Genomic DNA, 13,500 nt, shown 5'->3' with positions numbered 1-13,500 from the left:
AGGCCTACGCTAGAGGAAAACGCTCCGCCAGCCTTAACGCTCTGCGAAGGCGTGATCTGCGTCCGATGGCAACGAACCGCGGTGTGCCACCGGTGCGGTAGTGGGCCATAGTGGTGGTAAGAACTCCCCGCGACGAATGGCCCTCGTGGGCGACGGGTCCGGGGCCGTAGCGCTACTGGTCGAAGGGCAACTTGTCGCGCGCATTGACGTAGGCCCCTCGATGCAGTCTGGACTGCGGCGTTTCCGAGGTCCTCATTTGCGGGGATCGTGAGCCAACCTCTGGAGAATTGGAGATCGGTGCGAGTGGTAGCCACCGCACCAACACTGAAAGAAGAGAGAAGCCTGTGGCGCGCGGCGAGTTCCTCGTGAGAGGCGAACGTTCCCTTCCCCGAGCTTCGATCCAGTAGGGCTCGAGTTCAAGGGCAGGCTGTCCTGCGATACTTGCTCATGGCTATACTCCCAATTCTAATTGCGGCGGGTGTACGGCGGCGCTTCGGCCTCACGACCGCGCTCGCGGCACCAATGTCATTGCCATGGAATGGACCGGTAAAGCTATGATCGTCTCGATAACCGCTTTAGGCTTATCCAGATAGGCACGTGGAACACCTTTTCGGTGGCCGAGAGTTTCTGGTCGGGCGAGGCGGTGCAGAGGGCAACGCTGCGCGCCCGCGGTGGCGCCAAGCGTCTCTCTCGATCCGATAACGGTCGGCTATCGACTCCATGGCAAGAGGTGATTTTCCTTTTGACCGGCATGGACTCAATCTTCGACCCATGGTCGCCGGCCCTCGGGTAAGAGCCGAAATCGGCCTTCCGTTGAACAGTCGCAAGCCAAGAGGTCCGACATGCAGATCAAAGAGACAACCGGCGTTTCATTCCCCGGCGCGGTCGAAAGCCCGCCGCTGGAGGATGTCGTCGTGCTCAGGGACCGCGCCGGGCTTGCGCTTGGAGTGCAGCGTGCGAGCAACGCAAGCGTGCGGGGCGCACGCGATGATGGTAGCGGCCTCATCGCGTCCAGGTACGTTGAGATCCCGCTCGTCGGGTCCGACGGCAAGGTCTCGGGAATTTTGTGCCGCACCAGTCCGCGGCCCGACACCGGAGGGGCGGTCGCGGCTGGCGAGCGGGCAGGGGTGAGGGCAGCGGACCTGAAGCAGTTCCTCCACGACATCAATAACCTTCTCGCCGTTATCGGGAGCGGACTGCAGCTGCTGGAGTGCCAGAGCGAAGCCGCGCACCGAAAGGCCACCGCCGACAAAATGCAGGAGGCGATCACGAGAGGCGCGTTGCTTTCCCGGCAGCTCCTCGACGCTGCGCGACCGCGCCCCAAGTCGACCGATGAGTTCGTCTCAGGCAGTCGCCTCACAGCAATAGCGGGGACGCTTGACCGGGCGTTGCGTCCGGATATCACAGTCCGCACCGAGATTGCCTCTGATTTATGGAACTTCAACGCTGATCCGGAAGAACTGTACTTTGCGCTACTCAATCTCTGTCGAAACTCGGCCGATGCCATGCCGGACCGCGGCGTGATCACCGTCGCGGCGCGGAACGTCGAACCTTCCTCCGGTGCGGCCGCGGCATTCGTTGAGATCATCGTCGCCGACGACGGGGAGGGCATGCCTGAGGAGGTCCTTTCGCAGGCATTCACCCCGTATTTCTCCACAAAACCGATGGACAGCGGCACCGGTCTCGGGCTCCCCCAGGTCCAGCGCTTCGCCGAAGGCCGCGGCGGCGCGATCAGTATAGAGAGCAAGCAGGGTTTAGGCACCTTGGTGCGCCTCTTCCTCCCGCGCGTACACGCGGCTGGGCTCCCCAGCAGCATCGTCGGCACGAAAATAGCCTACGCGCCGTCACCTGACGGCGGTGTATTCCACGTCATCAAACCGGCGACAGCTGCGCCGACGTCGTAGCCGGCGCGAACACCCGACCGTTCAGTGATGCAGCTCATGATCCCCCCGGGCCGTCTCGACCGTCCGGTCGACCAAGAGACGGACCACGTGCTCGGCGCCGTGGATGCTGAGATCTCGCTCGTCGAGTACGGCAGCTACGCCTGTCCGCACTGCAGGGCTGCCAACGAGCGCATCGCGCAAGCACGCGACCAACTTGGCAACCGCGTCTGCTATGCCTTCCGCCACAAGCCGCTCGCGGACAACAGCATTTCCTTTCGGGCCGCCGAGCTCGCTGAGCATGCTCAGACGCCCGAGGCGTTCTGGTCCGCGCACATCAAGCTGATGACGAGGTCGATGCAGCTCACAGAGGACGACCTCGTCGCGGTGGCCGCGGACCTCGGTGTGAGCGCCGATTTCGCGCTTGGCAACAGCGACGCCTTACGGCGCGCGAGGGCGAGGGTGGAGGCGGACGTCGCAAGCGCACGCGCAAGCGGGGTGAGAATCACGCCGACTTTCTACATCAACCGCCGACGCTATGACGGACCCTGGGACGAGAGCTCTCTCGTCGACGCGATGCTTGGCACGCTTGGCCACCGCGTCCGTACGGCAGCCCTGGAGTTCGCGAGCTGGGGCCCGTCCGCGGGTATTTTGCTAGTCCTCGCGACCTTGACGGCCATCGTCATGACGAACTCGCCGATCCGGCCGGCTTTCGAGGCGCTCTGGCGCCAGGAGTTGGGCGTGAGCTTGGGTGAGGCGGCCTTTCAGATGCCCATCCTCCGTTGGGTCAACGACGGCCTGCTGACGGTGTTCTTCCTCGTCGTGGGATTGGAAGTGAAGCGTGAGATGACAGTTGGCCACCTCGCAAGCCGCCGCTCCGCGGCGCTTCCGATCGCCGCCGCGCTCGGCGGGATGGTCGTGCCGGCGCTTCTCTATGCGCTGGTCATCCCTGCGGGGCCGTGGTCGCACGGGTGGGGCATTCCGATGGCGACCGACACTGCGTTCGCGATTGCCTTGATCGCCGTGATGGGCGCCCGCGTTCCTGTTGGGCTGCGGATCTTCCTTACCGCGGCGGCCATCGTCGACGACATCGGTGCGATCGTCGTCGTCGCCGTGTTCTACTCCGGCGATATCCAACTGGGCTACTTGGCCGCGGCCGCGGCCGTGGTCGTCGCGCTGGCGCTGCTGAGCCGGTCGAAAGTCTACCTTCTCTCGCCTTATGCTCTCTTAGGCGTCGCGTTGTGGGCGTTCGTCTACGCGGGCGGCCTCCACGCGACGGTGGCTGGCGTGGTACTGGCGCTATTCGTTCCGACGCGCCCGCCTGCCAACCTGGCTGCCCTGATCACGCAGGCCAGCACGATCATTGCCTCCGAGGCCCAGCATGAGGGCGAGGTTCTCAGGCACGGCCCCTCCACCCCGGCGCTGCACGCGCTCGAAGCGATCTACGACCGACTTGAATCGCCCGCCGACCGGCTGCTGCGACACGCCGGCGCGCGGTCGAGCTACGCAGTGCTCCCGATCTTCGCACTGGCGAATGCGGGTGTGGCAATCAACCCCGGCGTCTTCGTTGGGCATAACTGGCTCATGGCCGCGATCATTGCGGGCCTCACCATAGGAAAGCCGGTCGGCATCTTCCTCGCGGCCGCTGCGGCCGTGCGCGCTGACATAGCCGTGAAGCCGGCGGAGTACACGTGGCGGCAGTTGGCCGGGGCGGGATCCCTGGCTGGGATCGGCTTCACGATGTCGCTGTTCATCGCCGGGCAAGCGTTTCCAAGCGCCACTGACTTCTCAGCCGCCAAGATTGCCGTGTTCGCTGCGTCAATTCTTTCCGCCGTCGTTGGGATTGCCCTGCTCTGGGGAGCTCCGCGCCAAGAGCTTATCGAAGAGGCGCTGCAGAGCACCGGTATGCAAGTGTCGAAATCCGCGGGTGCTTATGCGGAATCGCGGATATTTTTGGATGATTCTAGCCATGAAAATGAGAGTCGCAGTCGCTGACATCCGCGAGACATCATCGATTCCGTCAGTCGTATCCCGCCGTCGAGGACACCAACGCGCTGAGGTATCGCAGCGAACCGTCACATTTGAAGGAGGTTGACCATGACCCAGGTTTATTTTCACTGTTCGAACACGAAGACGGTTTTCGTCGATCGCCGCGGCGCTGTGGTGGACGATCTTGCTGAGGCACGCGATCACGCAACCCGTGTCGTCCAATCCTTAACCCGCGAGCGAAGTCTCGAGGATTGGCGTGACTGGGTCCTGCATGTCAGCGACGACAGCGGCGATGAGCTCTTCGTAGTGCCCTTCACCTCCGTGCTCGGCAAGCCGAATTGAGGGCGCATATATCAGACGGCTGGAGGCCCGCGACTCGTCAGCCTCGTCGGGGTCGGGTCAACAAAGTGCACACCTTACCTGCCGCCTCCGTCAGGCCCGGCGGGAACGGCGCCGGATCGGGTGGGAAACGCAGCGGTTGAGACCGGCATCGCGAGCTTGTCAAGTTGCTACCGAACTATGTGACTTCTCGGACGTCTTGGACAATAATTGATCATCGAGCGCGTGCGGCGTGCCGAAGTGGAAAACAAGACATAGCCGCACAAAACATCGGCCCCAAGACGGCGGGAGGCCCTCGAGTGGCCGAGGCTGATGTGTTAGAGGCTCGCTACTCGGGACAGCGACATCTCATCAGTGAACCGCATCTGCGATCTCGCGGGGAATAGCGCAACTCGCCGCTATGACAGCCGACACGCACATTGTGCGGGCGGCGATCCTGAAAAATGCAGGAAAGCGCACGAACTCCTGTCGCCGAGCACGGCATTTAGGGTGCACGCGCTTAGGATAAGCTGGAGCAACCTCCAATTTATCCAACAGCCATGAAACCGAAGACACTGAGCTTTTCAATGCCGATACTGCTCATCGCAGGCTAGAATTAGACCAACGTATGATCAGACCATTCCGATTGTGGAATGCGATCCTCCCTCAGCACGATAACGCGATACAAGCGTGCCATGGCCTAAGAAATCGTTCTGAGATAGCAGTGAGTCCAACGGCTCCGTGCCGAGAGTCGCAACGGAACCGGACCCGCGAGCCGGCAGTTGCAAGAAGAGGTCGGCGGCGTAGCGCCCGTCGGCCTTTTCTCGGCTCGCTTCCGATCACTGAAGGGTCCCAATTATGTATAGCTCGGATAGCAACGACCGGTAAGAAGAGGCTCTCCTGAATCACAAACACTGAATGGCGCGGGTTCCGGGAGGTCGCAATGCAACAGGTCTATCTCACGATTACTGTTGGCAGTCTCACGTTGCTGGTCGGCGTGTATTTGCTCGCCGTCGTGCTTCTGTGAAACGGTTGAATCGAGATTGCCGTTCGCGCATCACATCTGGTGGACCATCACATCTTGAAGCCGACAGGTCTCGGAACCAGTAGGGTCGAGCTGGAAAGTCCATCGCATGTAGGTGCTATCGTTCGCATGAGGAGCGTAGCGCGGCCAGACGGAAGTGGATAAACGTCCCTCCCGGAATGACACCCGAGCTTGCCGGCGAGTTCATGCAGCGGCTCAACGCAGGGGAGACGCTTCGAAGGATCACGTCTGGCGACAAGCGATGCGCCCTGCATTGGTCACCCCTCAGCGTTTCAAGAAGCATTTCGAGCTGCACCCCGAGTGGGCTGACGAGGCGAGGCGAGGCGGCTTGCCAAGCCCAATGAACAAGCCGCGGCGCAAGTCCGAGTAACCGTAACGTGGAGGCTCGCGATACAGCGGTCGGCTGACAATCGCCGAACAGCGGAAAGATGCAAGAACGGCCATATCCGGACGATGGACAATACATTTTATGAGCAGCATCTGGGTTACCTCGTCAGACGCTGCAAGGATTGTATGAAGAACCGAGATCCTCGGGTGAAATCCAGGGCCGGATAACTGCCTTACCAGGTGATCCTCTATCTCCGGTCCTGCTGCATCCGCAGTCACGAGAAAGGTCTCGTGCCTTACATCATCCCAAGTGACCGCTCCGAGAGCGGCCATTGCGTGAGCGTCAGGGACCGCAACACAAATTTTCTCATCCCACAGTCTTTCCGCTCGACATCCAGGTAGTTTTGGATCGCCAGGTATAAAGGCGGCATCCAGTCGGCCGTTGAGCACGGCGCTGGCATTCACCTGAGAGGTCGCCTCATCCAGCTTTATCTCAATCCCCGGAAATCTGCGATGGTACGCTCCAAGCAAATCGGCCAGGAAGCCACTCGCCAACGAAGCCATCAGCCCAATCCGCAGCTCTCCGAAATGACCTCGTCGGGCGAGCGTAAGTCCGTTGACGGCCTCTCTGAGATATTCCGCTCCGACTGCGGCCTCCCGCAGGATTCCCCGGCAAGTGTCGTGCGCGCACCAGATCGGCTCCGCTCGAACAGTTGAACCCCAATGCGTCGCTCTAGCAGTTGCATCCGACGACTTACAGTGGACTGTCGAATATTAAGAATGTCTGCCGTGCGCGCGCCGTCACTTACCCGGAAGTCGTGGTTGATGTGATCGGGCAAGCTGCGCGCTCGACCACGACATAACGACAGCCTGTTTGAACGATTCTCCACTTGTCGCGATAAGCGACATGCCCACTTGATCTGGCTTTGCGACGGGGTTGCTCGCCACTTGCCCGGTTTAAGCGAGTGCCGACTTCCGCGCGATCGGTCCACCAATCGACGTTATGACTTTCGTACGGTGCTCCGTCAGTTCGGCAATAAGCCTATCCTTCAATGGCCCTGCCGCATCCTCTTCATCTGCTTCGGACGGCGGCGCGCGTTGGCACGCGCGACCTCGATTGGGCCAAGGGCGGCAAGTCTCTACAGATGCAGCTGGTGGCATTCCTCGCTCGGGCATCACGCGGCGCGGCGGCAATAACGATCGTCTATCGACTCTATGGCGAGAGGTGATTTCCCTCTCCGGCGTTGCAAGGTCATTCTCGTCGGGTGGTGGATAGTCATCTTCAAAGCGAACAGGAGCTACCGTGACTATTCAAGTCCGCGGCCTCGCGATTGCTGTTCCTATCGCGGTGGCTGCAACGGCCGAATCGTCTGCTGCTCCGATCAATTGCACGTCGATCAAGGCGGCGGTACTAGCCGCGACGACGGACGTGCGCTATCGGGTGCGGCGAGGTTATCCTACTGATAATTCGTATCGGGGCTATCCAACCTATGATTACTTCCATCCCGGTGAGGCCAAAGCTTGGCCGTGTGCGGCTCCCTCGAGCTGCCGCTAGCCAACATGTATTTGAGACATCATAGCGTTCCTCGATCATTCGCACGTCGTTCTTGGAGCAAGCTGAAAAGAGTTCAGCGCGAGCGTATGTCTTCTGCCTTATCCTTGCGCATTTCATCGAGCTCAGTGCTGGTTATTCACCGAATGCGGGATGTTCAGTTGGCCGAGTGGTCCAAAGAGGATGTCGCAACAAAGAATCAACGGAAGCTCATCACTGACGGTGACGACGTGGTAGCTAACGGTGAAACAGGCTTATTGGTAAGCTCACGCGCGCATCCCGGTCCTGTTGCGACGGTTTGGGATAACGACAAAGGAGCGAGCAAATGACGCTCCAAGACCGCTTGACGGGCAAATCAGCTCATGAACGCGCCTTCTCAAGCACGAATACGGGAAGCGCGAGTACAGAGCATTTCTACGCCAATCTGGAGCCGTTCGATAACTTCTCACAAATAACGCATTTCGACCGCTATCTCCCCTTACCGCGCGATTGGTTCATCGGAATTGCCGATGTCGTCCAATCGACGACGGCGATCAAGACCGGCCGATACAAAGCCGTCAACACGGTGGGCGCTGCGGTGCTGGTCGCCATCACCAACGCGTTACCTGAACTCTGCTTTCCCTATGTTTTCGGCGGCGACGGAGCGACCGTAGCGATCCCCGGCAAGTATCTTGACGAAGTGAAGTATGCATTGGCGCGAACTGCGGCATGGGCAGACGATACTCTCGATCTTGTACTTCGAGTCGCGATCGTTCCGGTTTCTGCAATCCGCGCAGCCGGTCACGATGTTCGTGTCGCGCGATATGCCGCGTCCGAGAACGTCTCGTACGCCATGTTCACCGGCGGCGGCATGGCGTGGGCGGAAGGACAACTCAAGAAGGGAGAATTCAAAGTACGCCGCGCACCGTTGAATGCCAAGCCCGATTTTTCAGGGCTCTACTGCGGATTCGGGCCAATCCCTACTGAGCAGGGCACCATCCTCTCTATCATCGCCATTCCGGTCGAAGAGCAAAGGTCGTATGCGGCTTTGGTGGCGGATGTTTTAGCCTTGATCGAATTTTCCTCGCGTCGATCGGGCCATCCGTTGCCGGAGGGCGGTCCGTTGCCCGCCTGGCTCGGAGGCAAAATCCAGAGATTGCTTGATAAGCACTCCTCACACGCGCACCTTCTGACGGCCATCGCAGATGCACTACGAGCCATCAAGACGCGATTCGTTCTTTCGGCAGGTATTCGCATGGGCCAGTTCAAACCCCTCAAATATCGACGAGAGATTTCGAACAATACGGATTTCCGAAAGTTCGACGATGGCCTGAAAATGACGGTGGACTGTTCGCCGGAAATCGCAGATGCTATCGAGGCTCGACTGGTTTCGGCCCAGCTCTCTGGCGTTTGTGTAGCGGGCACACATCGTCAGACGAGCGCGCATCTCACCTGTTACGTGCCTTCAAACATCCGGTCAGATCACGTCCACTTCGTTGATGGGGCCGACGGAGGTTACGCCGCGGCAGCGGCCAAACTCAAAGCAGGCAAGACCGCTGTCATGGCAGGCATGGCAGCAGCAGAGCAGTTGATACTCCGGCGGCACCTTGACACTTGCGGGCCGTCACAACTTGAAGGGCGAGGTCAGCCATGACCATCAAACGTCGTGAATTCGTTGTTGGAGCGGGCGTCATTGGCGTCGTCGGCGTAACTGGCGGATCAGTCGCCCCACAACCCGCATCGGCAGAGCATGCGATGCAGATGGGCGCGAAGCAGACTGCTCATGCATCCTCACCCGCACAGACGGCAACTTCCGCACCACCCGAGAAGCGCGCTTACACGTTCCTCAATCCCGATGAGGCCACCTGGGTCGAGGCGGCGGTCAATCATATGATTCCGGCCGATGACTTGACGGCCAGCGGCGTCGATTTGGGCATTGCCTATTTCATCGATCAGCAATTGGCAGGCGGTTTCGGGCAAGGCGGTAAAATGTTTATGCAAGGTCCATGGCATCCTGGGGTGCCCCAACAAGGATGGCAGGTTCGCCTCTCTCCTGCGGAAGCTTATCGCGCCGCCATCCCGGCGATCAACGCATACTGCACCAAGACCTACGGCAAGGACTTTTCATCGATCACGGAAAGTCAGCGCGATGAGATCTTAAATGATCTCGGCACAGGCAAAGCGGATTCGGGACCGCTTCCTGCTGGCCTCTTCCTTGATCTGCTTTATCAGAACGTGATGGAAGGCTTTTTCAGCGATCCCGCTTACGGCGGCAATCGCGATAAGGCTGCGTGGAAGATGATCGGCTATAGCGGGGCGACCGGGAACTTCGTCGACCTGATCGAGACGACTTACAACAAGCCTTACACCGAACCAAGCCAAAGCATCGCTGACTTGAGCTGATTTTCAGGTCGAAGGAGAATTCCGATGGCGACGAAGTTGAAACCCGTCGACGCAGTCATTGTTGGTTTTGGCTGGACCGGGGCCGTGCTGGCCAGGGAACTCACAAAAGCGGGACTCAACGTGCTGGCGCTTGAGCGCGGCGGGATGCGCGACACTATCCCGAACTTTGCCGCGCCGATGATACATGACGAATTGCGTTTCGCCATTCGTCATGACCTAATGCAGGACGCCTCCCGCGAGACTCTCACCTTTCGCAACAACGTCGACCAGACGGCGCTGCCGATCAGGCGCTGGGGATCGTTCTTGCCGGGAAATGGTGTGGGCGGCGCAGGCGTCCACTGGAACGGCCAGCACTATCGGTTCGCGCCCAGCGAGTTCAGGATCCGCAGCCACTATGGCGAACGATACGGCAAGACGTTCATTCCTAAAGAAATGACGATACAAGATTGGCCAGTTACGTACGACGAACTTGAGCCCTACTACGACCGCTTCGAATATCTCTGCGGCACCGCCGGGAAGGCCGGCAACATCAACGGCGTGATCCAGGAGGGCGGGAATCCTTTCGAAGGGTCCCGTGCGCGCGAATATCCGAACCCGGCGATGAAGCGCAGCTTTCAAATGAAGATGTTCGAGGATGCTACGCGGGAAATGGGGTTTCACCCCTATGTTCAGCCATCCTCCGACGTTACGCAGGCCTACACGAACCCTGAGGGTGTGGACATGGGCTCCTGCGTGTACTGTGGGTTCTGCGAGCGCTTCGGTTGCGAAATGTCAGCGAAGGCAAGCCCGCAATCGACGCTTCTGCCACTTCTGCTGAAAGAGCCTAGATTTGAATTACGCACGCTTTCTCATGTCACTAAGGTCAATCTTGACTCCGGCCGCAAAAAGGCAACCGGCGTTACCTATATCGACTCGCAAGGTCGGGAGTTCGAACAGTCCGCCGATATGGTACTGCTCTGCGCATTTGGTCTGCATAACGCACGGCTGATGATGCTCTCGGGAATCGGTCGCATCTACGATCCTAAGACCGGTAAGGGTAGTGTTGGGCGCAACTATGCCTACCAGATGTCCAGCAGCGTCACCGCGCACTTCAACGATAAAGTCTTCAATCCGTTCATGGGCGCCGGTGCGTGCGCCATGATCATAGATGATTTCAACTACGACAACTTCGATCATGGGCCGCTCGGCTTCGTGGGTGGTTCTTACATCTGTGTCGAGAGCAAGGGGCAACGGCCGATCGATTTCCGCAACCTGCCACCAGGCGAGCCTCGCTGGGGCAAAGGCTGGAAGCAATCGGTTGCCCACTGGTATAACCGAACTTTCGTGATCGCGTCTTTCGGCAGCGTCACAGCCCAGCGCAGCAACTATCTTGACCTCGACCCGAACTATAAGGACGGCTTCGGCAATCCCCTGCTGCGGATGACGTTCGACTTCAGCAAAAACGATCTGGACATGTCGAAGTACTGCACCGATCGTGCAGCCGACATTGCCAAGCACATGAACCCGGACAAAATGGGCATCAACTATCGCAAGGGCCCTTATTCGATCGTCCCTTACCAGACGACGCACACGACAGGCGGCACCATTATGGGAGCTGATCCGACAACCAGCGCTGTCAACCGCTATCTGCAAAGCTGGGATGTTCCCAACGTGTTTGTTTTGGGCGCCGGCGCCTTTCCGCAAAACCCGTCGCACAATCCGACGGGCACTGTCGGAGCTCTGGCCTATTGGGCGGCCGATGCAATCACAACGAAGTATCTGAAATCGCCGGGGCGCCTGGTCCCGAGCTGAGCACGTCGGACCCGCGCCGATGGCGCCAGCCATCGAGTAGAACGCGACCCCATGGAGCACGATCTGAGGTTATTCCGGAGCGGCCGATGTACGCCAACGTTGGGGCCCTTACGGCGCCTTACCGTCACACGCGATAATATCACTGGTGCAGAATGGCATATGTTCTCACGGTAAACGGCAAGCCGCATACGATGGACGCTGACGGCGACACCCCACTGCTGTGGGTGCTTCGCGACATGCTCCAAATGACTGGCACCAAGTTCGGATGCGGTATGGCTATGGCGCTGTGCGGCGCGTGCACGGTGCATCTCGAGGGCGCGGCGACAAGAGCCTGTATCACTCCGATTGACAGCGTCCGGTCGCCGAGTGATCACCGCGGAGGTTATTGCGGTCCGGGCATGTCCGTATCCGCGATGCGGAACGGTTTCCCAACGTGCCCAAACCTGATATCAGCGCCGCGAGAACGATCTGCTTGCCTTCGTGGCGGATCGTAGAGCTCCTGGTGATCGCGCGCCGCTTCCGCTGCAACGTCGTCCTGCGCGGTGGTCAGCTCTTCACCGAAACTTTCGAAGGCAACTGGCTCCATAGGCGTGGCGCGCGGGGAGGCCGGACTTCATCGTCTATCGCGTCGTTTGGCGCTCGGCCGGCTGATGCTGCCCGGATAGCAAAGACACACTCACGCGCGTAGTTCGCCACCCGGCCCAGCTACCGGTTGACCTACTCACGATTATCGACATTGATCTTTGGTCTCCGCGGCGCAATCACCCATGCGCAGCAGCATCTGCAACCTGGAAAGCGCCGGTCGTTAGGCCTTTGTGGGGCGAGAGGGCCCCACCGGCCAAGCTCGGTTCCCTGATTTGACGAAGCTGCGGCAACTGCCCTGCGGCACAGGTGCAGATCGTTAATGGAGAACGCCAGCCGGGCCGTTGCAATTCGCGCAAAAGTAATCGGTTCCACACTGCTCAAGAAGGCCGAGCGCCTGCGCTATGCTGGCTTCCCAAGAGCATAAGTCGTCATGTCAACTAGCGAATTCAGAGGTACGGAGCGCATCCTTCAATATCTCTTCGGCACCTTGCTGAAGAAGTTTATGCCCGAGACTTCTGCCTATTGCGTCGGCTTGATCGGCCAGACCCACACTTTCATCGGCGATCTTCCGTTGGCCATCCGGATGAGTCACTTGTCCTCGAAGTGTTAATGTCCCGGCGCGCCATGTGGCAGAGACCCCGACGGGGAGGCTGCAACCCGCATCGAGACTTCTCATCAATGCGCGCTCTGCATCCACTTCGGAGCGCGATTGCCGGTCTTCAATCTTTTGAAGCAGCGCTATAAGCGCCGTATCCTCTTCGCGAGCTTCGGCCGCGAGAGCACCTTGACCGACTGCATACGGGAAAACACGAGCATCTAAAATCTGTGAAGCCTCATGCAGCAATCCTAGTCGGGACAACCCGGCCGCCGCCAATAGAGTCGCGTCTATTCCCTGTCGGTTCTTTGCCTTATACAGCCTTGGAGAAACGTTCCCTCGGATAGGTCGAATATCGAGACCATTGCATAACTCGAGAAGTTGAGCTTTACGGCGAATTGATCCAGTGCCGACGCGCAGCCCCGGCCGTAGCTGACTTAGTGTAACGCCACAAATCGCGTCCCGAGGATCCTCTCTTTTGGGAACGGCTGCCAATACCAAGCCGGGCTGCAATTTGGTTGGAAGATCCTTGAGGGAATGAACGACCAGGTCAACTTCGTTGCGCAGAAGCGTGTCTTCGCTCTCCTTCGTGAACGCTCCGATGCCGCCAAGCTGATGAAAGGCCGACCTTCGATCTTTATCGCCAACCGAGCTCACGAAGACCAAGCGCACCTCAGCGGCCGGCTCGACGCCACGAATAAGGTCGGCGACGTGACTGGCTTGCCAGATGGCCAAATCACTACGCCTGGTGCCGAGTCGAATTTCCACAATGAAACCTCTTGCTTCTTCAGCAGTTCGCGAACCTATAGCGTTGCGCAACTAGCTATGATCAGCGCCTGCTCATTTAGCCGCACAGCGTGACTCTGGTGTGGTAGTCTTTGCATGGATATCTTCTCTCACGCCATATTCACATCTATCCACAGTCGCCCCCGAAAACGGAGAAGCAGCCAATAGCTCGCAACTTTATAAAGGCACTGGACTAAGTCGAGAAGGGTGCGGGCTCCTGGAGAATGGAGCTTGCGCACCTTTCGGATGT

At 59.3% G+C, this 13,500-nt stretch carries 9 protein-coding genes and 1 pseudogene; 7 read left to right on the top strand and 3 right to left on the bottom strand.

Features of this window, described 5'->3' with window-relative positions; genetic code table 11:
- Positions 1–842: 842 nt before the first annotated feature.
- The 3 genes from BRA1253DRAFT_RS01070 (at position 843) to BRA1253DRAFT_RS01060 (ending at position 4,211) form a co-directional block, all read left to right on the top strand.
- Positions 843–1,904 carry a nitrogen regulation protein NR(II) gene (locus tag BRA1253DRAFT_RS01070; protein ID WP_009859346.1) on the top strand — a complete coding sequence of 354 codons (1,062 nt, stop codon included), beginning with the start codon at positions 843–845 and terminating at the stop codon, positions 1,902–1,904.
- Between the two features lie 27 nt (positions 1,905–1,931).
- Positions 1,932–3,875 (top strand): Na+/H+ antiporter NhaA, encoded by a 1,944-nt coding sequence (gene nhaA / locus BRA1253DRAFT_RS01065; RefSeq protein WP_009859345.1) that lies wholly within the window; start codon positions 1,932–1,934, stop codon positions 3,873–3,875.
- A 102-nt stretch (positions 3,876–3,977) separates the two neighbouring features.
- Positions 3,978–4,211, top strand: a complete 234-nt coding sequence (locus BRA1253DRAFT_RS01060) for a hypothetical protein (RefSeq protein WP_009859344.1) — start codon at positions 3,978–3,980, stop codon at positions 4,209–4,211.
- Between the two features lie 1,285 nt (positions 4,212–5,496).
- Here the strand turns inward: BRA1253DRAFT_RS01060 and BRA1253DRAFT_RS46075 are convergent.
- Both BRA1253DRAFT_RS46075 and BRA1253DRAFT_RS46070 read right to left on the bottom strand, forming a co-directional pair.
- On the bottom strand, positions 5,497–6,123 hold the full coding sequence (locus tag BRA1253DRAFT_RS46075; RefSeq protein WP_083869752.1) for a LysR family substrate-binding domain-containing protein: 627 nt from the start codon (positions 6,121–6,123) through the stop codon (positions 5,497–5,499).
- A complete protein-coding gene (locus tag BRA1253DRAFT_RS46070; protein WP_371261297.1) occupies positions 6,123–6,305 on the bottom strand; it encodes a LysR family transcriptional regulator in 183 nt (60 codons plus the stop codon). The genes BRA1253DRAFT_RS46075 and BRA1253DRAFT_RS46070 overlap by 1 nt, the downstream gene beginning before the upstream one ends.
- 1,131 nt (positions 6,306–7,436) lie before the next feature.
- Between BRA1253DRAFT_RS46070 and BRA1253DRAFT_RS01055 the strand changes: the two genes are divergently transcribed.
- The 4 genes and pseudogenes from BRA1253DRAFT_RS01055 to BRA1253DRAFT_RS44975 form a co-directional block, all read left to right on the top strand.
- Complete coding sequence (locus BRA1253DRAFT_RS01055) at positions 7,437–8,744, top strand: DUF3095 domain-containing protein (RefSeq protein ID WP_009859343.1); 1,308 nt, start codon at positions 7,437–7,439, stop codon at positions 8,742–8,744.
- Positions 8,741–9,493, top strand: coding sequence for a gluconate 2-dehydrogenase subunit 3 family protein (locus BRA1253DRAFT_RS01050; RefSeq protein ID WP_009859342.1), 753 nt, complete (start codon positions 8,741–8,743; stop codon positions 9,491–9,493). The genes BRA1253DRAFT_RS01055 and BRA1253DRAFT_RS01050 overlap by 4 nt, the downstream gene beginning before the upstream one ends.
- Positions 9,494–9,517: 24 nt before the next feature.
- Positions 9,518–11,284 carry a GMC family oxidoreductase gene (locus BRA1253DRAFT_RS01045; RefSeq protein ID WP_009859341.1) on the top strand — a complete coding sequence of 589 codons (1,767 nt, stop codon included), beginning with the start codon at positions 9,518–9,520 and terminating at the stop codon, positions 11,282–11,284.
- 152 nt (positions 11,285–11,436) lie between these two features.
- A pseudogene (locus BRA1253DRAFT_RS44975) lies at positions 11,437–11,640 on the top strand ((2Fe-2S)-binding protein); the annotation flags it as partial.
- Between the two features lie 662 nt (positions 11,641–12,302).
- Here the strand turns inward: BRA1253DRAFT_RS44975 and hemC are convergent.
- On the bottom strand, positions 12,303–13,232 hold the full coding sequence (gene hemC / locus BRA1253DRAFT_RS40905; RefSeq protein WP_009859340.1) for a hydroxymethylbilane synthase: 930 nt from the start codon (positions 13,230–13,232) through the stop codon (positions 12,303–12,305).
- Between the last annotated feature and the right edge of the window lie 268 nt (positions 13,233–13,500).

Source organism: Bradyrhizobium sp. WSM1253, from assembly GCF_000244935.1.
In the GTDB taxonomy this organism is placed as follows: Bacteria; Pseudomonadota; Alphaproteobacteria; order Rhizobiales; family Xanthobacteraceae; genus Bradyrhizobium; species Bradyrhizobium canariense.
This window is presented reverse-complemented; position numbering and strand designations above follow the sequence as displayed.